This is a genomic window from Plasticicumulans lactativorans (assembly GCF_004341245.1).
Taxonomy (GTDB): Bacteria; Pseudomonadota; Gammaproteobacteria; order Competibacterales; family Competibacteraceae; genus Plasticicumulans_A; species Plasticicumulans_A lactativorans.
Genome location: NZ_SLWY01000008.1, coordinates 144,576 through 166,223, shown reverse-complemented (window position 1 = coordinate 166,223; position 21,648 = coordinate 144,576). Strand labels below are relative to the sequence as shown.

Sequence of the window (21,648 nt, the reverse complement as noted above, 5' to 3'; positions counted from 1 at the left end):
CAGCCGATCGTTCCGAATTCCCGCACCGCATGGCCGGTTTCGAGTGTGCGCGGCAGGGTGGTGAGAAACGCTTGCGGGCTTCGCCCCGGGATGGCACAGGCGTGCCGGTAACATGCGTAACGGCTGCTCGCCGAAGCTGTTTAACGAAGGTTCGTGAGTAGGCGGGAGGTAGGCAGGCGATGGGCTTAGGGCAGAAGCAACTCGACTTCGATCTTGGCGACGAGTGGAATGGCGCCAGCTCGCCGACGGTAGTCGCTGCGGTCGAAGAACTGGCCTCGGCCGCCGGGGCGGAGGCGCGGGGTGCGGTCTTCACGCGCCCGGAAGTCGTCGGCTTCATCCTCGATCTGGTCGGCTACACCGAAATCCGATCCTTGCATAAATGCCGACTGCTGGAGCCGGCATTGGGTCGCGGCGATTTCCTCTTGGCCGCCATCGATCGCCTGCTGGCCTCTTGGCGAGCAACGACGAATGGCGGATCGGTGCTTGACGAACTGGGCGACGCCATCCGCGCCGTCGAATTGCATCGCGCAACTTTTCGATCGACGCACACGGTCGTCGTGGAGCGTCTCGAACGCGAAGGATTGACGGCAGGGACGGCACGGGCGCTGGCCGATCGCTGGCTGTCACAAGGTGATTTCCTGCTGGCGCCGCTGGATGGCGGCTTCGATTTCGTCGTCGGCAATCCGCCCTACGTGCGCCAGGAGTTGATTCCGGCGCCGTTGCTAGCCGAGTACCGCAGACGCTACCCGACGATGTACGACCGTGCCGATCTCTACATCCCGTTCATTGAACGGTCGTTGTCGTTGCTGGCCGAGGGTGGGAGCCTGGGATTCATCTGCGCGGATCGCTGGATGAAGAACCGCTACGGCGGGCCGCTGCGCAGCTTCGTGGCCGAACGGTTTCACCTGAAGATCTACGTCGACATGGTGGATACGCCGGCGTTCCACTCCGAGGTGATCGCCTACCCGGCGATCACCGTCATCGGCCGGGAAGCGCCGGGCGCGACCCGCATCGCCCATCGTCCGGCCATCGACCGCGCCGCGCTGGCAAGCCTGGCCGAGGCGCTGCAGGCGCGGACGCTGCCGAAGGTCGGACCGGTGCGTGAACTGCCAGGGGTCGCTGCGGGAGCGGAGCCGTGGCTGCTCGAATCGTCGGATCAGATGGCGCTGATCCGTGATCTCGAACGACGCTTTCCAAGCCTGGAAGAGGTGGGCTGCAAGGTGGGGATCGGGGTGGCAACCGGTGCTGATAAAGCATTCATCGGTGACTATGACGCGCTCGATGTCGAGCCGGAGCGGAAACTGCCACTGGTGACGACGAGGGACATTTCCTCCGGTGAGGTCCGATGGCATGGACAAGGCGTCGTCAACCCGTTCGCCGACGCGGGCGGCTTGGTCGACCTGCGGGACTACCCGCGCTTGCGCCGTTACCTGGAGGCACGTCGACAGGTCATCGCGAAGCGCCACTGCGCGCGCAAAGCCCCGGCCAACTGGTATCGCACGATCGACAGGATCACTCCGATACTGGCGGGGGTGCCCAAGCTCCTGATTCCAGACATCAAGGGGGAGGCACATATCGTTTTTGAGCCCGGAGGGCTCTACCCGCATCACAATCTCTACTACGTCACGTCCGATGAATGGGATTTACGCGCGCTACAGGCCGTCCTGCTATCGGCTGTCGCCCGCCTGTTCGTGGCGACCTACTCGACCCGCATGCGCGGAGGGTTTCTCCGCTTCCAGGCCCAGTACCTGCGCCGAATCCGCGTGCCGCGGTGGGTGGACGTGCCCGAACCCCTGCGCGCGGAGCTGGCGGACGCCGCTGTCAGGCGGGACCTGCCGGCATGCAACCGTGCGGTATTTGAGCTGTACGGATTGAGTCACGAAGAGTGTGCGGCCTTGGGGGGTAACGGAGACTGAATGGCCCTCGATCTCGTCGATTACGAACGCAAGGCCGGCGCGGCCGTGAAAGCTTTCTGGCTCAAGCGGGCAGCAGCGGAACGAAAACAGAGGGAATCCGGCAAAGTCGATCAGGGCGAACGGGCGGGCGTCACCGCCGGCAAGAACATGGACGGGTTCCTCGCCTTGATGGTTGACATCGTGCGTGCCAACGGTTTGGCGCATGCGGACATTCACCGCGACCGGGCGATGCTGACGCTGCCGGGCTACTTCCGGCCGACGAAGCTGTGGGATCTCCTGGTCGTGTACCGGGGCGAACTGGTCGCGGCCATCGAGTTGAAAAGCCAGGTCGGCTCGTTCGGGAACAATTTCAACAACCGGACCGAGGAGGCGATCGGCACTGCGCACGACCTGTGGACCGCCTATCGCGAAGGGGCCTTTGGCGAACAGCCGCGTCCTTTCGTGGGCTGGCTGATGCTGGTCGAAGATGCGCAGGGGTCGCGTTCGGCGGTAAAGGACTCATCGCGGCATTTCCCGGTGCTCGCTGAATTCGCAGGTGCCTCCTACCTCAGGCGCTACGACCTGCTGTGCCAGAAGCTGGTCCGGGAGCAGTTGTATACGGCGGCCGCGCTGATCGCCGCGCCGCGCAGTGCCGCCGAGACCGGGGCCTATGCAGAAATATCCGCGCTGACCGGCTTGCGGACGTTCGTCTCGGCCTTGGCCGGGCACGTCGCGGTGCAGGCGGCCCGGCTCGGCTGAAGCGCCGGGGGCCTCAGCCCGCCGTCACGCCCTGGAACGGCAGGCGCCGGTCGGCGGCGAGGGCGGCGGCAGCGGTGAGCAGAGCGTCGTCGCCGCAGGCGAAGAGGCTGACGTCGGCGCTGCCCTGCAGGGTGTCGAGCCAGCGGCGGGCGAGCTCGGTGGGCGGGCCGTCGAAGCAGCCGGGGCGGTCCTCGGGGCAGCACAGGCGGGCGGGGATGCTCCAGTCCTCGAACAGCGGCAGCGTGGCGATCACCCAGGCCGGCATGCCGGGGACGATGAGCCGCGACGGCGCCGGGTTGAACGGGGCGTCGAGGCCGATCTCGAGCACGGCGAGCGGCTTGATGCGGGTGCCGGTGAGCGTGCGCAGGCGCTCGGCGAGGAACACCAGCGCGGCGAAGCCGTCGATGTCGCCGATCAGCAGCGCGCGCGGGCTGACCGCGGCGAGGTCGAAGGCCGCGCCCACCAGCGCGGCGGGGGCGGTCTCGAAGTCGGGGGCGGCGTGGGTCAGGCAGTCGACCCAGCCGTGGGCGGGGCCGGCGCGCATCAGCGGGCGTTCGACCGCGTCGAGGCGCAGGCGCTGGCCGGGTTGCGCGGTCTGCGCGAGCTCGCCGACCGACCAGCGCTCCAGCAGGTGGCCGCCGGGCAGTTCCGAAACCTTCAGCAGCCGGGCCTCGGGCATCGTCAGGCTCCTTCGTGGGCGTACACCACGCGCCCGGCGAGCAGTGTGTGGGTGACCTCGCCGCGCAGCTCCCAGCCGAGGAAGGGGGTGTTGTGGCCGCGGCTGGCGAGGGTGCGCGCGGTGAGGGCGCGGTGGCGCTCGGGGTCGAACACGCAGACGTCGGCGACCGCGCCGATGCCGAGCTGGCCGGCGTCGATGCCGAGCACGCCGGCCGGCCCGCGGGTGATGCGGGCGATGGCCTCGGCGAGCGGCAGCACGCCCTCGTCGACCAGCTTGAGCGTGAGCCCGAGCAGGGTGTCGAGGCCGCTGATGCCGGGTTCGGTCAGGCCGAAGGGGTCGAGCTTGGCGTCGGCCTCGTGCGGCTGGTGGTCGGAGCAGACCGCGAGCAGGGTGCCGCTGGCGACCGCGGCGCGCAGCGCCTCGCGGTCGCGCAGCGTGCGCAGCGGCGGCAGCACGTGGGCGTTGGCGTCGAAGCGGCCGATGTCCTGCTCGCACAGGTGCAGGTGGTGGGCGGAGACGTCGGCGGTGACCGGCAGGCCCTCGGCCTGCGCGCGGGCGACCATCGCGCAGGCGCGGGCGCTCGACAGCCGGCCGATGTGGGCACGCACGCCGGTTTCCTCGATCAGCGCGAGGTCGCGGCCGAGCGCGGCGGTCTCCGCCGCGACCGGGATGCCGGCGAGGCCGAGGCGCGCGGCGATCTGGCCGTCGTGGGCGCAGCCGGTGGCACCGAGCCAGGGGTCGAGCGGGGTCAGGAACACCGTCAGCCCGTGCGAGGCGGCGTACTCCAGCGCACGGCGCAGCACCAGCGTGCTGGCCACCGGCGCCAGTGCGTTGCCGACGCCGACGCAGCCGGCCTCCTTGAGCGCGGCCATCTCGGCGAGATGCTCGCCCTTGAGCCCGCGGGTCAGGGCGCCGAGGGTGAGCACGTGGGCGAAGCCGGCGGCTTCGGCGCGGCGGCGGATCAGCTCGACCACCGCGGTTTCGTCGATCACCGGGTCGGTGTCGGCGGGCACCACCAGCGTGGTGATGCCGTTGCGCGCGGCGGCGTGGGTTTCGCAGGCGATGGTGGCCTTGTGCTCGGCGCCGGGCTCGCGCAGCCGCGCGCAGAGGTCGATGAAGCCGGGGCAGACGATGCGCCCGCTGGCGTCGATCGAGCGCTCGGGCACGAAGCCGCCGGGCGGGGCGTCGATGCCGACCACGCGGCCTTCGGCGATGTAGAGATCGTGGCGGCCGTCGCGGCCGTGGGCGGGGTCGATCAGGCGACCGCCGCGGATGGCGATGCGCATCAGGCGTCCTCCGCCGGGCTGGACTGGTTGCCGAGGGTGATCGACATCACCGCCATGCGCACGGCGATGCCGTTGGTGACCTGTTCGAGGATCACCGAACGCGGGCCGTCGACGACGGCCGAGGCCATCTCGACGCCGCGGTTGATCGGGCCGGGGTGCATGACGATGGCGTCGGGCCGGGCCACCGCCAGGCGCTCCTCGGTGAGCCCGTACTGCTGGTAGTACTCCTGCGCGCTCGGCAGCAGCGCGCCGCTCATGCGCTCGCGCTGCAGGCGCAGCATGATGACCACGTCGACGTCGCGCAGGCCCTGGTCGAGGTCGTGGAACACCTGCACGCCGAGCGTGCCGACCTCGGGCGGCAGCAGCGTGCGCGGCGCCACCACGCGCACGTTGGCGCAGCCGAGCACGTTCAGCGCGTGGATGTCGGAGCGCGCCACCCGCGAGTGCAGGATGTCGCCGACGATCGCCACGCGCAGGTCCTGGAACGCCGGCCCCTTGTGGCGGCGGATCGTCAGCATGTCGAGCATCGCCTGGGTCGGGTGCGCGTGGCGGCCGTCGCCGGCGTTGAGCACGGCGATGTGCGGTCTGACGTGGCGGGCGATGAACTCGGCGGCACCGCTGGCGGCGTGGCGCACCACGAACATGTCGCACTGCATCGCCTCGATGTTGCGCACGGTGTCGAGCAGGGTTTCGCCCTTCGAAGTGCTGGAGGTGGCGATGTTCACCGTCAGCACGTCGGCCGACAGGCGCTTGGCGGCGAGCTCGAAGGTGGTGCGGGTACGCGTGGAGCTTTCGAAGAACAGGTTGGCGACGGTCTTGCCGCGCAGCGTCGGCAGCTTCTTCACGCGCCGCTCGGCGACGCCGGTGAGGCTCTCGGCGGTGTCGAGGATGTCGATCAGGTGCTGGCGCTTGAGCCCCTCGATGGTGAGGAAGTGCTTCAGGCGGCCCTGGGCGTCGAGCTGGATGGAAGCCGGGTTCATGGGCGTTTCTGGATGGTCAGCTTGAGGGGATCGGGGCCGGTGAGCTTGATGTTCTCGCCCGGTGCGAGGTCGACGTGCGCGCCCACCGCGTCGGCGGCGATCGGCAGCTCGCGGCCGCCGCGGTCGACCAGCACCGCCAGCAGCACCGAGGCCGGGCGGCCGTAGTCGAAGATCTCGTTGAGCGCGGCGCGCGTGGTGCGCCCGGTGTGCAGCACGTCATCGACCAGGATGACGTGACGCCCTTCGAGGTCGAAGGGCAGGTGCGAGGGCCGCACCTGCGGGTTCATGCCGACGCGGGTGAAGTCGTCACGGTAGAAGGAGATGTCGAGCGTGCCGATCGGCCCCGGCAGGTCCAGGCGCTCGCGCAGCCGCTCGGCGATCCACACCCCGCCGGTGTGCACGCCGACCAGCGCGGGGGCGCTCGCGGCGCGCGCGGCGAGTGCCGCCCTGAGCGCGTTCGCCAGGGTGTCGATCAGTCGCTCGATGTCGTGCATGGCTGTGGTGCCTGTGCGTGATGAAACCAGCTTTCCAGGATCAGCGCCGCGGCGTAGCGGTCACGCGCGGAGCGGTCCTGGCGTCCGCGACGGCGCAGCGTCGCGGAGGTGGCGATGCGTTCGTCGGCGGCGTGCGAGGACAGGCGTTCGTCGATGGTCTCGACCGCCAGCCCGAAGCGTCCGTGCAGCCTTCGGGCGAAGCGTAGCGCCTGCGCGGTGCTGTTGCTGTCGCTGCCGTCGGCGTGGCGCGGTACGCCGACCACCAGCAGCGCCGGCTGCCACTCGGCGAGCAGCCGCGCGATGCCGTCCCAGTCGGGCTGGCCGTCGCGCGCGGCGAGGGTGACCAGCGGCGTCGCCGTGCCGGTCAGCTCCTGGCCGACCGCAACGCCGATGCGCAGCCGCCCGAAGTCGAAGCCGAGCATGGTGCGCGGGCGCGCCGGCGCGCTCATCGCCGGCCCCGCGCTAGGGTCGGGCGGCCGTGTGCAGGAAGGATCATCGGTGGGTGTCAGCCGTGGCCGGCCTCGGCCGAGAGCAGGGTGAGGTCGATGCCGAGCAGCGCCGCCGCCGCCGACCAGCGCTGCTCGGCGGGCAGGCGGAACATCACCGCCGGATCGGCCGGGCCGCACAGCCAGGCGTTGTCGCCGAGTTCGCGTTCGAGCTGGCCCGGCCCCCAGCCGGCGTAGCCCAGCGCGATCAGCATGTCCGCCGGCGCCTCGCCGCGGCCGAGGGCCTCGAGGATGTCGCGCGAGGTGGTGATGCCGATCTCGTCGGTGATCGCGAGCGACGAACCCCAGCCGCCGGCGGGCCGGTGCAGCACGAAGCCCTGCTCCTGGTGCACCGGGCCGCCGGCGAACACCGGCTGCGCCGCGCTGCCCGGCACGAACTGGATGCCGAGGTTGCTGAGCAACTCGGAGCTGTCGAGGTCGAGCGGGCGGTTGATCACGATCCCCAGCGCCCCTGCCGCGCTGTGCTCGCAGATGTAGGTCACCGTGCGCACGAAGTGCGGGTCGGCGAGCGCGGGCATCGCGATCAGGAACTGGTTGGTGAGGAAGGTCTGCTCGATCATGGGTCTCAGTATCCGAGCAGGTCCGGGGCTTTACAAGGACGCCGGCGGCGGCGCCTAGCGGCTGCTGCGCAGCTGCGCGCCCTGCAGAAACTGCCAGGTGCGGGTGATGGCGAGCACGTCGTACTTCTGCCGCAGCTCGGCGGGGAAGGCCGCGTACGGCGCGCCCAGCTCGACGATGCGCCGCGCGCCGGCGTCGAGCGCGGGGATGCCCGAGGAGCGGTTGATCACGATCGACTGTATGCCGCCGTCGGCGCGCACCTGGACGGTCATCACCAGGTTGCCGGTGAGGTTGTGCCGGCGCGCCTCCTCGGGGAAGTTGAGGGTGCCGATGCGCTCGACCTTCTGCACCCAGGCGGCGGCGTAGTAGCCCTCGAGCGAGGTGGTGTCGTTCGGGTCGGCGCGCTTGGTGCGGCCGCGGCTGCTGGCAGCGGGCGGCGCGGCGAGTTCGTTGGCGGCCATGTCGAGCCCGCTGCTCATCAGGTCGAGCGCGCTCGGCGGGCCGCTCGGGCGCGGCGGCGGCGCCGGGCGCGGGGGGCGCGGCTCGGCCGGGCGCGGCGCCGGCGGCTGCGGGCGCGGCCGTTCGGCCCGCGGCGCCTCGGCACGGTGCGCCGCCGCGCCCGGCGCGATCGCCGTGGTGGTGACTTCGGTGACGGCTGCGGCGGGCGCGGTCTCGGCCTCGGCCGGCGCCTGCGGGGGTGGCAGCGGTTCGGTCTCGGCCGGCGCGGCGGCGGCGAGCGGCTTCGGCGGGGTGGGGGTCGGGGCCAGCGGCGCGTGCTCGGGGCCGCTGCCGACGCGCTCGACCAGGCTGACGTTGAAGCTCAGCACCGGGTCGGACGGCACCGTCGGCGGTGCGAACTGCACCCCTGCGATCAGCAGCGCGTGCACCGCCGCGGCCACCGGGATCGCGAGCGCGAGGCGGTGGCCGGGGTGGGTGCGCAGGTCGTCGCGCAGCATCGGGTTCATGGTGGCGGGGCGTCGGCTTCGGCAGCGGGCACGGTGCGCGCGATGATACCGCTGAGCAGCCCGGTGACGACTGCCACGGTCATCAGCGGCGGCAGCAGCTTGAGCAGCGCCGGGTGCGGGATCAGCAGCGTCCACGCCAGCGCGAACTGCGCCGCCATGTGCGCGCAGGCGGCGAGCACCCCGTAGCCGACCGCGCCGAAGCAGCCGGCGCGCGCCGCGAGCCCGAGCACGGCGAGGCTGCCGGCGGCGCCGCCCGCCGACAGCAGGAAGGTCGGCGACAGGAAGGTGCCGAGCAGCAGGCTGCCGACCAGCACCCGCAGCGCGGCGACCCACGCCGCCGCGGCCCAGCCGTGGCGCTCCAGCACCAGCAGCGTGACGACGTTGGCGAGCCCCGGCTTGACCCCCGGCAGCGGGCTCGGCAGCGCGGCCTCGGCCAGGTGCACGGCGATCGCGAGCGCGGCGAACCAGGCGATGCGCTGATCCTCGGCGGTCACCGCGAGGCGCAGCACGGCGGGCGGCGGCGGTTCGGCGGGGGGCGGGGCGTTCAATAGGTGAAGCCGTCGAAGTGGCGCTCGCGCGCGAGGATCTCGATCGCCACGCGGTTCGGCAGGCCGATCGCCACCTCGCCGCCGCGGGCGAGCCAGCCGGCGCGCTCGCACAGGTGCTGCGGGCCGGGCGAGGCGGCGCAGCGGGCGCGGCCGTCGCGCACCTCGACCACGGTGATGCCGGCCGGGCCGGGCACCTCGACGGTGCGCGCCTCGGTGAGCGGCAGCCGCGCGAACTCGCGGCCGTCGACGCTGATGCGCACCTCGGCGCCGGCACCGCCATCACCCCAGAGCCGGGCGTAGAGCCCGCCGAGCAGCGCCAGCGCCAGCGCCAGCACCAGCGCATCGGCCGGGCGCAGCAGCGCGCGCCGCGCCCGGGGCCCGCCCGCCGCCGCGCTCACGGCTCGGTGGTGACCTCGACCGCGGGTGCCGGCTGCACCTCGAAGTGCAGCCGCGCGGCCATCGCCGGCGTCATGTGCACCTGGCCGCGCTCGTCGATGCGCAGCACCTGGGTCACGCCGAGGCGCCGTGCCACGCCCAGCCATTCGCCCGGCCCGGCGACCATCAGCGCGGTGGAGGCGATGTCGGCCTGCTCGGCGCTCGCCGCGATCACCGTCACCGCCATGCTGCCGATGGCCGGGAAGCCGCTGCGCGGATCGAGCACGTGGTGGTAGCGCACCCCCTGCCAGTCGAAGAAGCGCTCGTAGTCGCCTGAGGTCGACACGCTCTCGTCGCCGCGCAGTTCGAGTGCCGCGAGCACGCCCTCGCCGCGCGGGTTGCGCACGCCGATGCGCCACGGCTGGCCGTCCTTGGTGCCGATCGCGCGCAGGTTGCCGCCGGCGTTGACCAGGGCGTTGTGCACGCCACGCCCGCGCAGCTCCTCGATCGCGCGGTCGACCGCGTAGCCCTTGGCGATGCCGCCGAAGTCGAGCGCGACCGCCGGGTTGCGGCTGCTGATGCGGGTGCCGTCGAGGCTCAGGTCCTCCATCGCCGGGTGCTGCTTCACCAGCGCCGCGATCGCCGCCGGCGCCGGCGGCGGGCCGGCCGGGCGCGTCTCCTGGTGGAAACCCCAGAGCTCCACCAGGCGGCCGATGGCGGGGTCGAACAGGCCGCCGCTCGCCTGCGCGGCCGCCTGTGCGTGCTGCACCAGGGTGACCAGCTCGGGCGTCAGTGCGGCGGCCTCGCCGCGGGCGAAGGCGGCGTTGGCGCGCGCCAGCGGCGAGTCCTGCCACGGGTGCCAGTCGGCGTGCCACTGGCGCAGGCGCGTGTCGATCGCGTCGAAGGCGGCCCTGGCGTCGCGCGGGGCCACGCCCCAGGTGCTGAGGTCGACCACGGTGCCGAACACCAGCAGGCGCTGGGTCTGCAGCGGATCGGGCCGCTCGCAGGCGGCGAGTGCGAAGGCCACGACGAGGCCGAACAGCGCGGCGCGCAGCCCCGGCCGCGGCCGCGGCGCAGGGTGGTCGCTCATGCGCAGCGCGCCTCGATCGCCCGCATCAGCTCGCCGCCGATGTCGAGGCCGAACTGCGCGTCGAGCTCGCGCGCGCAGGTGGGGCTGGTGACGTTGATCTCGGTGAGGCGCGTGCCGATCACGTCGAGGCCGACGAACAGCAGCCCCCGGGCGCGCAGCACCGGCCCCACCGCGGCGCAGATCGCGCGGTCCTCGTCCGTCAGCGGCTGGCCGACGCCGCGCCCGCCGGCGGCGAGGTTGCCGCGGGTCTCGCCGGCGGCGGGGATGCGTGCCAGGCAGTAGGGCACCGGCTCGCCGTCGATCAGCAGGATGCGCTTGTCGCCGGCGACGATCTCGGGCAGGTAGCGCTGCGCCATCGCGAAGCGCCGGCCGCGCTCGGTGAGGGTCTCGATGACGACGTTGACGTTGGGGTCGTCGGCGCGCACGCGGAAGATGCCGCTGCCGCCCATGCCCTCGAGCGGCTTGAAGATCACGTCGCCGTGCTCGGCGAGGAAGGCCTTGAAGCGCGCCGCGTCGCGCGCCACCAGGGTCGGCGGGCAGTGCTCGGCGAACCAGGCGGTGTAGAGCTTCTCGTTGGCGTCGCGCAGGCTCTGCGGGCGGTTGACCACCAGCACGCCCTCGGCCTCGGCGCGTTCGAGCAGGTAGGTGGTGTAGACGTACTCCATGTCGAACGGCGGGTCCTTGCGCATCAGGATGGCGTCGAGCTCGGCGAGCGGGGCGTCGTGCGGCGCACCGAGGGTGAACCAGTCGTGGGGATCGTCGCGCAGCGTGAGCGCGCGTGCGCGCCCCCACGCGCGGCCGTCGCGCAGCCACAGGTCGGCCTGCTCGAAGTAGGCGATCGACCAGCCGCGCGCCTGGGCGGCGAGCAGGATGGCGAAGGTGGTGTCCTTCTTGACGGTGATGCTGGCGATGGGGTCCATCACCACGCCGAGACGCTTGTTCATGGGCTCATTCCGGCTGCGCGCGGGCCGCGCTGGCACGGCCCGCGGTGCGGTTCGACAGGTGTTTCCAGCGGAAACGGATTTCGGTTATGGTGCCAAGCCGAATTCAGGGGGCTCGGCGCTGCTTCGCGGTGCCTCGCAGGCACCGCCGGGGCGGGCGGATGATACACCCCCGCATCGGCGGCGCGGGCTCCCGCGCGAGCCGGCGACAGGGCCGGGCGGGCGGGCGGCGCGACGTCTGAGGAGAATCCAGGTGGAGCCAGCGGGCAGCGCGAATCCCACGATCAAGGTCATGGTGGTCGACGACAGTCGCACCATCCGCCGCACCGCCGAAACCCTGCTCGAACGCGAGGGCTTCACCGTGGTCACCGCCGACGACGGCTTCGAGGCCCTCTCCAAGCTCGTCGACAGCGAACCCGACATCGTCTTCCTCGACATCATGATGCCGCGCCTCGACGGCTATCAGACCTGCTCGGTGATCAAGAGCAACCGCCGCTTCCGCTCCACGCCGGTGATCATGCTGTCGAGCAAGGACGGCATCTTCGACAAGGCGCGCGGCAAGCTCGCCGGTTCCGAGCAGTTCATCACCAAACCGTTCACTCGCGAGGATCTGCTCGAGGCGATCCACCTGCATGTCCACACCACCCGGTGAGCTCTAGGGATGGGTCGGACCCGGAACCGGTCGCGGGGCGGCCGGCCCCGTGCGGATGCTCAAACGGAACAGCACCATGGCCAATGCCCGCATCCTGATCATCGATGACTCCGCGACCGAGGTGTTCGCTCTGACGCGGATGCTCGAACCCGCCGGCTACCGGGTCCTGAGCGCGAACAGCGCCGAATCGGGCATCGCCACCGCCCTCTCCGAACGCCCCGACCTGATCCTGATGGACGTCGTGATGCCCGGCATGAACGGTTTCCAGGCCACCCGCAAGCTCGCCAAGGCGCCGCAGACCGCCAACATCCCGATCATCATGGTGACCACCAAGGACCAGGAGACCGACCGCATCTGGGGCATGCGCCAGGGCGCGGTCGAATACGTGGTGAAGCCGCCGGTCGAAGCCGAACTGCTGGCGAAGATCGGCGCCGTGCTCGCCCGCCGGTCCTGACGCCGATGGCCGCGCCCGCCCGCCCGCACCCCTTCGACCAGCTGCTCGAACTGGAGCGGCGCAGCCAGGCGGCGCCCGCCCCGGGCAGCGCCGGGGCCGGCGTCGGCGCGCTCGGCCTGCGCCTCGGCGGCACCCAGCTCCTGTTCGACCTGCGCGAGACCGGCGAGATCGTGCCGCTGCCGCGGCTCACCCAGGTGCCCGGCGCGCAGCCCTGGCTGCTCGGCATCATGAGCCTGCGCGGGCGCATCACCACCGTCATCGACCTGCTCGACTTCCTCACCGGCCGGCGCAGCGTCGTCGGCCCGCGCAGCCGCTTGGTGGTGGTGCCCGGCGAGGCCTGGAGCTACGCCCTGCTGGTCGACGAGATCGTCGGCATGCGCCCGAGCGGCACGGCCAACCGCCGCCCGCTGCCCGCCGTCGACCCGACGCTGCGGCCGTACCTGCGCGATGCCTACGAGGTCGATGGCAGCCTGTGGTTCGCCTTCGATCTCGGCCGGCTGCTGGCCGATCCGCGTTTCATGGCGGCGGCGCTGTAGCGCGCCGCGCGTCCTTCCGAGAGCCGAGAACAACCATGAACGAAACGCTCCCCTCCGCCGGTGCCGCGGGCAACGCCCGCTATCTCGCGCTGATCGTGCTGCTGGTGGTCGCCGTCGCGCTCACCGTCGCGGGCTGGCTCGCCACCGAGCGCAGCGAGGCCGAGAACCGCACGGCGCTCGCCGCCGAGCTCGGGCGGGTCGCGCGCAGCCTGCCGGAACTCGCGCAGGAGGCCGCCCATGGCGCGGACGGCGCCATCGCCCGGCTGCAGGCCGCGAGCGAGCGCCTCGGCCGGCTCGCCGCGGCGCAGGACCGCGGCGACGTCGACGGCCCGGCGAAGGCGCAGGTGCTCGGCATCGACGTCGACCGGCGCGTGGTCTACGCCTGCGCGGCGGTGTCGGTGCTGCTGCTGGTGCTGCTGCTGCAGCAGCAGGTGGGCGACGCGCGGCGGCGGGCGCGCGAGATCGAGCACCGCAACGTCGACACCGAGCGGCGCAAGGAGCAGACCGACGACCAGAACCGCCGCAACCAGGACGCCATCCTGCGCCTGCTCGACGAGATGGGCGGCCTCGCCGAAGGCGACCTGACCGTCCAGGCGAGCGTCACCGAGGACATCACCGGCGCGATCGCCGATTCGATCAACTACGCGATCGAGGCGCTGCGCGAGCTGGTGACGACGATCAACGCCACCTCCGAGCGCGTCGCCGCGGCGGTGGTGGAAACGCGCGCGGTGGCCGACCGCCTCGCCGAGGCCGCGCAGGCGCAGGCGCGCCAGATCGAGGCCTCCAACACCACGGTGGCGCAGATGGCGCAGGCGCTCGACGCGGTCTCGGGCAAGACCAGCACCTCGGCCGAGGTCGCGCACCAGTCCGCCGGGCTCGCCCGCGAGGGCGGCGAGCGCGTGCGCCGCACCATGCACGGCATGGACGCGATCCGCGAGCACATCCAGGAGACCTCGAAGCGCATCAAGCGGCTCGGCGAGTCCTCGCAGGAGATCGGCGACATCGTCGAGCTGATCAACGACATCGCCGACCAGACCAACATCCTCGCGCTCAACGCCGCGATCCAGGCCTCGGCCGCCGGCGAGGCCGGGCGCGGCTTCGCCGTGGTCGCCGACGAGGTGCAGCGCCTCGCCGAGCGCTCCGGCCACGCCACGCGGCGCATCGAGGCGCTGGTCAAGACCATCCAGGCCGACACCAACGAAGCCATCATCTCGATGGAGAAGAGCACCACCGAGGTGGTCAACGGCGCCGGGCTCGCCGAGAAGGCCGGCGAGGCGCTCGGCGAGATCGAGAGCGTGGCGGCGCGCCTCGCCGCGCTGATCGCCGAGATCTCCACCGCGGCCACCGAGGTCTCGACGATGGCCGGGCGCGTCGCGGTGAGCATGGAGGCGATCAACGCCACCACCGCCGAGACCGCCGCCGGCGGCGCGACCACGGCGCGCGCGATGGGCGAGCTGTCCTCGCTCGCGCAGGACCTGCGCCAGTCGGTGGCCGGGTTCCGCCTGCCCGGGGCGGGCGCGGCGTGACGCGCGAGCACGCGCACAGGGGACGGGCATGAGCGAGCCGCGGGCGGACATCGCGCACGCCGAGGTGCGTGCCGAACTCGACGCCACCCTCGGGCGCGTGCGCAGCGCGCTCGAAGCCTTCTTCGCCGCGCCGACGGGGAGCGCCTCGCTCGACGGCGTGATCGCCGGGCTGCGCCAGATCCAGGGCGCCTGCGCGATGCTGGAGGATGCCGACAGCGCCGCGCAGGCCGCCGAGCTGCTCGATCTCGCCACGCGCATCGGCCAGCAGGGTGGCCTGGAGCCCGCCGAGGCACGCGAGCACCTGCTGGAACAGGTGCTCGCGCTCGGCCACCGGCTCGCCTGGCAGCGCGTCGGGCGGCGCCCCGAAGCGCCCGCCGGGGAGGCGGACGACGATCCGGCCCGCGCGCTGGTGCGCAGCATCGCCACCGGGGTGCGCCCGGCGTTCCAGCGCGCGCTGCTCGGCCTGCTGCGGGGACCGTCGCCGGGGCCGCACCTCGCCGCGATCGAGCGCATCTGCACCGAGCTGAAGGCCGCCTGCCGCAGCGGCGCCGATTACGAACTCTGGTGGCGCCTGCAGGGCGTGGCCGAGACCCTCGCGCAGTTCGGCCTGCCACCGGTGCGCGCGCAGAACCTGCTGCTGCGCGACGCCGACCGGCAGCTGCGCCTGCTCGCCGAGACCGGGGCGGGTGACGCCGACGCCGCCGGGCGCGTCGACCTGATCCGCCGCCTCGAAGCCGAACTGACCACCTCGGCGACCGGGCGCATGTGGCTCACCGACCGCGTCGACTACCATCCGGAAGCCCCGGGCAGCGATGCCGGCGGGTACGTGCTCGCCGATCCCGAAACCGTGCGCCTGATCGCCGCCGAGCTCGCCGAGCAGCTCGCGGTGTGCCGCGGCGCGCTCGACGCCAGCAGCCGCAGCGCCCCGCTCGGTGCGGGGCAGCTCGCCGAGGACCTCGCGCTGCTGCCGCAGGTGGCGAACGTCCTCGATCTGCTCGAAGCCGAGGCGCCGGTGGCGCTGGCGCGGCACTGGCTCGACCGCCTCGCCGCGGCGGCGGTGAGCGGCGAGGCGTTCGACGAGGGCGAGCTGATGGCGCTCGCTGCCGATCTGGTGCTGCTCGAAAGCAGCGTCGAGCACCTCGGCACGCTCGCCTTCGCCCCGCCCGGCAGCGTCGCGCAGGACCCGCTCGCCGACCTCACCGCGATCGACACGCGCCAGGCGCGCAGCGCGGTGCTGCGCGAGGCGGTCGAGCTGCTGCGCCAGGCGCGCGGCGAGGTCGATGCGCGCCTGCGCGGCGAAGCCGGCGACGTCGCCTGGAACGAGGCCGCCGCCCACCTGGGGCGGGTGATCGGCATCCTCGCCGTGCTCGAATGCGGCGCCGAGCAGGCGCTGGTGACCGAACTGCTCGCCACGGTGCGCGCGCTCGCCGGCGCCGGTGCGGTCGACGACACCTTCGCCGGCGCCGTCGCCGACGCCATGGTGGTCGCCGAGTACGCGCTCGAACAGCGCGCCGCCGGCCAGGCATTCGCCGACGGTGAAATCGAGCGCGCCCGCGAGCACCTCGTCGCCGCGCGCCGCGTGGACGTGCCGCACCTGCCGCCGCCGCGCGCCGAGCCGCAGCCCGCCTTCGCCGCCGACGCCATCCAGGCACCGCCGGTGCCTGCCGAAGAGCCCGCCGCGGCGGCGCTCGACTGGGTGCCGGAACCTCCTGCGGCGCCGGCCGAGCACGCGCTGCCGACCGAGCTCGAGGTCGCCGACGATGCCGAGCTCGAACGCCTGTTCGTCGCCGCGCGGGCGGCCGAACCCGCGCCGACCGCCGCCGCGGCAGCGGCCGACATCGACCTCGACCTGCTGGAGGTCTTCCTCGAGGAGGCGGCGGGCGAGTTCGACAGCATCGCCGGGCACCTCGCGCGGCTCGAACGGCGCCCCGACGACCTCGAAACCCTGCGCCACGTGCGCCGGGCCTTCCACACCCTCAAGGGCAGCGGCCGCATGGTCGGCGAGCAGGTCGCCGGCGAGTTCGCCTGGGCGGTCGAGAACCTGCTGAACCAGGTGCTGGAAGGGCGCTGCCCGAGCACGCCGGTGCTGATCGCGACCATCGCCGAGGCGGCGCGCGCGCTGCAGGCCTGGCTCGCCGATCCGCAGCGCGCGCCGGCCACTCGCGAGCGCCTGCGCGCGCTGGAGGCGCGCATCGTCGAGCTGCTGGCGGCGGCGCTGGAGGCGCCCGAAGCGGTCGTGCCCGCCGCCCCCGAGTCCGTCGCCGCGCCCGAACCGGTACCCGAACCGGTGCCCGTGCCTGCGGCTGCGGCCGAGGAGCCCGCTGCCCAGCCGGTGGCGGCGCCCGAGCCGGTCACCGAGCAGGCGCTGGACCGCACCCTCGGCGCCCTCGCCGGGCATCCGGCCTTCGCACCGCCGCCGGCGCCGCCGCCGGCGCTGCCGAGCGGGCCGGAGTGGCTCGAAGCCATCCTGCTGGTGCTCGACGACTGCCAGGAGGGCAGCACGGCGAGCCGCGAGGCGCTGATCCAGGCGCTGCGCCCGCTCACCGGGCCCGACTTCCCCGAAGCGGTGATGCGCCTCGCGGCGGCGCTCGAGGCCTATCTGGTGCGGCTGCGGGCGCTCGGCCGCGGGCTCGACGGCAACGATATCCTGCTCTGCGAGGAATGTGCCGCGGTGTTCGGCGATCTCACCGAGGGCAGCGCGGTCGAGGCGGAGGCGGTCGACGAACTGCTCGACCACATCACCCGGCGCGGCCAGGCGCTGGTGGTGACCGCACCGGTGGCCGCGGCGCGGCGCGAGGCCGACCGCGAGCTGGCCACGGTGTTCATCGGCGAGGCCGGCGAGATCCTCGATGCCGCCGAGGTCACGCTCGCGCGCTGGCGCCACGATCGTGCCAACCCGGCGCTGCTGAACGACCTGCGCCGCGAAATGCACACCCTCAAGGGCAGCTCGCGGATGGCCGGTTACACCCAGGTCGGCGACCTCGCGCACGCCACCGAGTCGCTGCTCGACGCCGTCTCCAACGGCACCGCGGTGGCCAGCGACGCCATCGCCGACGGCCTGCAGCGCGCGCTCGACCGCTTCGTCGAGATGCTCGGCGTGATCGAGGGCGGCGACGCCGCCGCTGCCGCCGACGAGCTGATCCAGGACCTGCACGACCTGCTCGCCAGCGGCACGGTGCGGGCACCGGCCGCCGTGCCGGCGCCGCGCGCGGGCGCGGTGGCGGTCGCCGGCGGCAACGTCGAATCGGTGCGCGTCAGCAACCGCCTCCTCGACGCGCTGGTCAACCAGATCGGCGAGACGAGCATCTTCCGCGCGCGGCTCGAACAGGGCGTGTCGACGCTGCGCGGCAACCTCGGCGAGCTGCGCCAGACCGTCGAGCGCCTGCGCGCCCAGCTGCGCCAGCTCGAGATCGAGACCGAGAAGCAGATCCTGTTCCGCTACGAACGCGGCGGCGCCGACGGCAACGCCGAGTTCGATCCGCTCGAACTCGACCGCTTCTCCGAGGTGCAGCAGCTGTCGCGCGCGCTGGCCGAAGTCGCCGACGACCTCGGCAGCCTGCAGGAGAGCCTGCTCGACCAGACCCACGAGATGAGCAGCCTGCTCGAACAGCAGGGCAAGGTCGACAAGGAGCTGCAGCAGGGCGTGCTGCAGACGCGCGTGGTGCGCATCGACAGCGTGGTGCCGCGGCTGCGCCGGGTGGTGCGCCAGGCCGCCGAGGACACCGGCAAGCGCGCCGAGCTGCTGATCGAGGGCGCCGACGCCGAGGTCGAGCGCACCCTGCTCGACACCATGGTCGCGCCGCTCGAACACGTGCTGCGCAACGCCGTGTCGCACGGCATCGAGCCGCCGGCGCTGCGCGCCGCGGCCGGCAAGCCGGAGACCGGCACGATCACGCTGAACCTGCGGCGCGAGGGCTCCGAGGTGTTGATCACCGTCGCCGACGACGGTGCCGGGCTCGACTTCGCCGCGATCCGCGCCACCGCCGAGAAGCGCGGCGTGCTGGCGCCGGGGGCGCTGGCGAGCGAGGCCGATCTCGCCGGGCTGCTGATGATGCCGGGCTTCTCGACCGCGCGCGAAGTCACCCAGGTCGCCGGCCGCGGCGTCGGCCTCGACGTGCTCGCCGAGGCGGTCAAGACGCTGCGCGGGGCGGTGCACGTGCACTCGCGCGGCGGCCAGGGCGTGACCTTCACCATCCGCCTGCCGTACTCGCTGTCGATCACCCAGGCGCTGCTGGTGCGCGCGAGCGGCGAGACCTACGCGATCCCGCTGCTCGCCGTCGAGGCGGTCGGGCGGCTCGGCGGGCGCGCCTTCCGCGACTACCTGGGCGGGCACCCGGTGGAGCACGACTACGCCGGCGATGTCTTCCCGGTGCACAGCCTCGCGGTCGCCGTCGGTGGCGAGCCGCCGCAGCCGGGCAGCATCGAGGGGCGCCCGCCGGTGCTGCTGTTCCGCAGCGCCGACCAGCGTGCGGCGATCCAGGTCGACGCGGTGCTCGGGCGCCAGGAGATCATCGTCAAGCCGGTGGGGCCGCAGCTCGCGGCGATCCCCGGCATCTCCGGTGCGACCGTGCTCGGCGACGGCCAGGTGGTGCTGATCCTCGACATGGCGGCACTGCTGCGCAAGCTCGCGCAGCAGACCCTGCTCGCCGCCGAGGCCAAGGTGCTGCGCCGGGCGCGCGAGGGCGGTGCCGGGCCGCCGGTGTCGGCGCTGGTGATCGACGACTCCATCACCATGCGCAAGGTGACGGCACGCTTCCTCGAACGCCACGGCATCCAGGTGGGCCTTGCCAAGGACGGCATCGATGCCGTGGCGCGGCTCGACCAGAGCGTGCCCGACGTGGTCATCCTCGACATCGAGATGCCGCGCATGGACGGCTTCGAGCTGGTCGCCCACATCCGCAACCAGGCGCGGCTGCGCCACCTGCCGGTGATCATGGTCACCTCGCGCACCGGCGACAAACACCGCGAACGCGCCGCCCGCCTCGGCGTGAACGCCTACCTCGGCAAGCCGTACCAGGAGCGCGAACTGCTGGCGACGATCCGCGCGGTGCTCGGCGCGCGCGCCGCGGCGCTGCCGTCGCCGTGAGCCCGCGCGTGCGAGAGGAAGTGCCCGTGGCCGACCCAGACCTGCGCTGTCTCCTCATCGGTTTCGCCGGCGGCCGCCTGCTGGTGCCCGGTGGCCTGGTCGTCGAGGCCCTGCCCTACGCGCCGCCGCTGCGGGTGGAGGGCGCCCCGCCGTGGGTGCTCGGCAGCCTGCTGTGGCGCGCCCGCACCGTGCCGCTGATCGGCATGGAGCCGCTGCTGGCCGGCAGTGCGACGATCACCGGGCCGCGCTCGCGCATCGTCGTGCTGCGCACCCCGGGCGGGCGCGTCGGCCATGTCGCCGTGGTCACCGTCGAGGTGCCCCAGCTGCTGACCCTCGCCCGCGCCGACCTGGGCGCGCTCGACGACGCGCCCCCGCCCCCCGGCGTGCTGCGCCGCGTGCGCCTGCACGACGGCGAAGCGCTGATCCCCGACCTCGACCACCTCGACGCCGCACTCGCGGCGCTCGGCATCTACCGCAACTGAGCGGCGGCGGGGGCGCCGTCTGGCGGGACGCTCAGAAGCGCCAGGAGAGCTGCGCGAGGCCGAGGTTCCAGCGCTCGGTGGAGTCGCGCAGATCGTTCTCGGCGCCGCTCAGCCAGGCGGTGCCGTTGACGTGGTGCCATTCGAGCCGCAGCTGCAGGTCGGGGCGGATGTCCCAGTTGAGGCCGACGGAGAAGTCCTTGGCGTAGCGGCAGTAGTCCGGGCAGCGGCCGCTCTGCGCGTACTTTTTGCCCCAGCGGTCGCGCTCGTCGAGGATCATCAGGTCGCCGCGGGCGAAGACTTCCACGTCCGGGCGCAGCCGGTAGTTCGCCTGCAGGTAGCCGCCCAGGCGGATCGCACCGTCGAAGGCCTTGCCGCGCGCCACCTCGCCGAGCACCTTCCAGCGCTCGCCGCTGTCGTACTGCAGCGATGCCGCCATGGTGTGGAAGTCGAAATGGAAGTCGTCGACGCCGAGCGAGCGCGGCTGGCTGAAGTCGTAGGCGTACTGCTGGTAGCTCAGCGCCGCGCTCCAGCCGCGCCCGTATTCCGGCCCGTCGTAGCGCAACTGCGCGGTGGCGGCGCGGTCGGGCTCGAACTCGCCGGGCAGGTCGCGCGAGAACAGGATGTACTCGAGCGGCGCACCGCCGCGTACCGGCTTGCCGTAGCTGCCCTTGAAGCCGAGCGTCCCCCACGGCTGGTAGAGGTCGGCGTACACCAGGATGCCCTGCGAACTCATCGTGAACGGCCGCCCGCGCTCGGTGTACATCGACTGCGGCAGGATGATGCCCGAGCGCGTGAAGGGCACGTCGCGGGTCTCGTTGAAGAAGCCGTAGGGGTTCTTGAAGCGCCCCAGCAGCACGCCGCCGGTGGCACCGAGCGTGCCGGTGAAGGCATGGTCGAGGAAGGCGTAGTCGAGCCGCACGCCGTCGTCGACCGACACCGGCGCGGCGCGGTACAGCGCCTGCGCCGCCACCGAGGTGTGCTCGGCGAAGCGCCAGCGGCCGTTGACCACCGCCTCGCGGAAGTCGAAGGAGCCGCCCGACTGGCCGCTGCTGTTGAAGTTGTTCGCCGTCGAGTTCGAATAGCCCTGGCTGGCGAAGCCGTGCAGCGAGAACTCCGGCTCCGTCGCCGGCGTTTCGGCGTGGCTTCCGCCGCCCGGCAGCAGCAGGACGACGCACTGCAGGCAGGCGGCCACGAACCAGGGAGCGATAGGCGGGAAGGGCGCTTTCATCGCGGCTCCGGCGTGACGGTCACGGTGCGCACGCCGGCATCGCCGCGTTCGCCCTGGCGGACGTAGCCGATGGCACCGGGCAGGTTCGCCACGCGCTCGAGCATCGCCGCCTCACCGTTGACCACCGTGGGGCCCGCGGCGAGTCCGGTGTAGATCAGCCGGTTCCAGGCGATGCGCAGGCTGTTGGCGTAGACGCCGAGGTGGGTGCGGCAGAAGGCCTGGTGGACCGGCGCGTCGTCGGGCTCGGTGACCACGCGGATCGGCGCGCCGTTGGGCCAGGAGCGCAGGCGCAGCGAGAAGATCAGCCGCAGTTGGTTGACCGTGAGCGTGTCGACCGGCACGTCGGGGGCGACGATGACCTCGATCGCCGATTCGCCCGCCGGCTCGCCGTCGGCGCCGCCGGGCGCCGCGTGCGCCGACAGCAGCGACCCGCCCAGCAGTGTCAGCACCAGGATCCAGTTGCGCATCGTCACCGCTGGGGATGTGCAGAAGGGGGTGGCACCCCGGCAGGCTGCGGCGCGCGGGCGCCATCCTGCCGGCGGAGGCCGGGCAGCGCAGCGCACCGCACCCCGGCGGCCGGCCGCGCCCGTGCTCCGCGTTGCCGCATG

The 21,648-nt window shown here is 72.9% G+C and carries 20 protein-coding genes and 1 pseudogene; 8 read left to right on the top strand and 13 right to left on the bottom strand.

All coding sequences use genetic code 11. The features are described 5' to 3' along the window. Positions 1 to 179 precede the first annotated feature (179 nt). Together EV699_RS08625 and EV699_RS08620 are read left to right on the top strand one after the other, a co-directional pair. Positions 180 to 1,916 carry an Eco57I restriction-modification methylase domain-containing protein gene (locus tag EV699_RS08625; protein ID WP_132541560.1) on the top strand — a complete coding sequence of 579 codons (1,737 nt, stop codon included), beginning with the start codon at positions 180 to 182 and terminating at the stop codon, positions 1,914 to 1,916. After that, positions 1,917 to 2,654 (top strand): PaeR7I family type II restriction endonuclease, encoded by a 738-nt coding sequence (locus EV699_RS08620; RefSeq protein ID WP_132541557.1) that lies wholly within the window; start codon positions 1,917 to 1,919, stop codon positions 2,652 to 2,654. Positions 2,655 to 2,667: 13 nt separating this feature from the next. Here EV699_RS08620 and EV699_RS08615 read toward each other — a convergent pair whose 3' ends face one another. The 11 genes from EV699_RS08615 to gshB are packed head-to-tail and all read right to left on the bottom strand — an operon-like array spanning position 2,668 to position 11,079. Continuing rightward, positions 2,668 to 3,333, bottom strand: coding sequence for a hypothetical protein (locus EV699_RS08615; RefSeq protein WP_132541554.1), 666 nt, complete (start codon positions 3,331 to 3,333; stop codon positions 2,668 to 2,670). Positions 3,334 to 3,335: 2 nt separating this feature from the next. Then, positions 3,336 to 4,619, bottom strand: a complete 1,284-nt coding sequence (locus EV699_RS08610; RefSeq protein WP_132541551.1) for a dihydroorotase — start codon at positions 4,617 to 4,619, stop codon at positions 3,336 to 3,338. Further along, positions 4,619 to 5,599, bottom strand: coding sequence for an aspartate carbamoyltransferase catalytic subunit (locus EV699_RS08605; protein WP_132541548.1), 981 nt, complete (start codon positions 5,597 to 5,599; stop codon positions 4,619 to 4,621). The genes EV699_RS08610 and EV699_RS08605 overlap by 1 nt, the downstream gene beginning before the upstream one ends. Further along, positions 5,596 to 6,093, bottom strand: coding sequence for a bifunctional pyr operon transcriptional regulator/uracil phosphoribosyltransferase PyrR (gene pyrR, locus EV699_RS08600; protein WP_132541545.1), 498 nt, complete (start codon positions 6,091 to 6,093; stop codon positions 5,596 to 5,598). The genes EV699_RS08605 and pyrR overlap by 4 nt, the downstream gene beginning before the upstream one ends. Next, entirely contained in the window at positions 6,072 to 6,542 is a 471-nt protein-coding gene (gene ruvX / locus EV699_RS08595; protein WP_132541542.1) for a Holliday junction resolvase RuvX, read from the bottom strand. Before ruvX ends, pyrR begins: the two co-directional genes overlap by 22 nt. 56 nt (positions 6,543 to 6,598) lie before the next feature. Further along, positions 6,599 to 7,159: a YqgE/AlgH family protein gene (locus EV699_RS08590; protein ID WP_132541539.1), complete on the bottom strand. Its 561-nt coding sequence runs from the start codon at positions 7,157 to 7,159 to the stop codon at positions 6,599 to 6,601. Between the two features lie 54 nt (positions 7,160 to 7,213). Beyond that, on the bottom strand, positions 7,214 to 8,122 hold the full coding sequence (locus EV699_RS08585; protein ID WP_132541536.1) for an energy transducer TonB: 909 nt from the start codon (positions 8,120 to 8,122) through the stop codon (positions 7,214 to 7,216). After that, complete coding sequence (locus tag EV699_RS08580) at positions 8,119 to 8,670, bottom strand: Gx transporter family protein (RefSeq protein ID WP_341540218.1); 552 nt, start codon at positions 8,668 to 8,670, stop codon at positions 8,119 to 8,121. The genes EV699_RS08585 and EV699_RS08580 overlap by 4 nt, the downstream gene beginning before the upstream one ends. Next, positions 8,667 to 9,068, bottom strand: coding sequence for a NusG domain II-containing protein (locus EV699_RS08575; RefSeq protein ID WP_243662602.1), 402 nt, complete (start codon positions 9,066 to 9,068; stop codon positions 8,667 to 8,669). The genes EV699_RS08580 and EV699_RS08575 overlap by 4 nt, the downstream gene beginning before the upstream one ends. Next, the gene (locus tag EV699_RS20090; RefSeq protein ID WP_132541530.1) at positions 9,065 to 10,135 is read right to left on the bottom strand and encodes an FAD:protein FMN transferase; all 1,071 of its coding nucleotides are present in this window, start codon (positions 10,133 to 10,135) and stop codon (positions 9,065 to 9,067) included. Before EV699_RS20090 ends, EV699_RS08575 begins: the two co-directional genes overlap by 4 nt. Then, entirely contained in the window at positions 10,132 to 11,079 is a 948-nt protein-coding gene (gene gshB / locus EV699_RS08565; RefSeq protein ID WP_132541527.1) for a glutathione synthase, read from the bottom strand. Before gshB ends, EV699_RS20090 begins: the two co-directional genes overlap by 4 nt. Positions 11,080 to 11,368: 289 nt before the next feature. On the opposite strand from gshB, the gene EV699_RS08560 reads away from it, so the two are divergent. The 6 genes and pseudogenes from EV699_RS08560 to EV699_RS08530 all read left to right on the top strand — a co-directional run bounded on the left by EV699_RS08560 (position 11,369) and on the right by EV699_RS08530 (position 19,812). Beyond that, positions 11,369 to 11,728, top strand: coding sequence for a response regulator (locus EV699_RS08560; protein ID WP_132541682.1), 360 nt, complete (start codon positions 11,369 to 11,371; stop codon positions 11,726 to 11,728). 76 nt (positions 11,729 to 11,804) lie between these two features. Continuing rightward, the gene (locus EV699_RS08555; protein ID WP_132541524.1) at positions 11,805 to 12,182 is read left to right on the top strand and encodes a response regulator; all 378 of its coding nucleotides are present in this window, start codon (positions 11,805 to 11,807) and stop codon (positions 12,180 to 12,182) included. A 5-nt stretch (positions 12,183 to 12,187) separates the two neighbouring features. Then, positions 12,188 to 12,718 (top strand): chemotaxis protein CheW, encoded by a 531-nt coding sequence (locus tag EV699_RS08550; protein WP_132541521.1) that lies wholly within the window; start codon positions 12,188 to 12,190, stop codon positions 12,716 to 12,718. Positions 12,719 to 13,188: 470 nt separating this feature from the next. Next, positions 13,189 to 14,244: pseudogene (locus EV699_RS20085) on the top strand (methyl-accepting chemotaxis protein); the annotation flags it as partial. Positions 14,245 to 14,272: 28 nt separating this feature from the next. After that, on the top strand, positions 14,273 to 19,330 hold the full coding sequence (locus EV699_RS08535) for a hybrid sensor histidine kinase/response regulator (RefSeq protein WP_132541518.1): 5,058 nt from the start codon (positions 14,273 to 14,275) through the stop codon (positions 19,328 to 19,330). A 26-nt stretch (positions 19,331 to 19,356) separates the two neighbouring features. Beyond that, positions 19,357 to 19,812, top strand: a complete 456-nt coding sequence (locus tag EV699_RS08530; protein WP_165904081.1) for a chemotaxis protein CheW — start codon at positions 19,357 to 19,359, stop codon at positions 19,810 to 19,812. Between the two features lie 31 nt (positions 19,813 to 19,843). On the opposite strand, the gene EV699_RS08525 is transcribed toward EV699_RS08530, so the two are convergent. Together EV699_RS08525 and EV699_RS08520 are read right to left on the bottom strand one after the other, a co-directional pair. After that, a complete protein-coding gene (locus EV699_RS08525; RefSeq protein ID WP_132541512.1) occupies positions 19,844 to 21,040 on the bottom strand; it encodes a hypothetical protein in 1,197 nt (398 codons plus the stop codon). Further along, positions 21,037 to 21,507 (bottom strand): substrate-binding domain-containing protein, encoded by a 471-nt coding sequence (locus EV699_RS08520; RefSeq protein ID WP_132541509.1) that lies wholly within the window; start codon positions 21,505 to 21,507, stop codon positions 21,037 to 21,039. The genes EV699_RS08525 and EV699_RS08520 overlap by 4 nt, the downstream gene beginning before the upstream one ends. Positions 21,508 to 21,648: the final 141 nt, after the last annotated feature.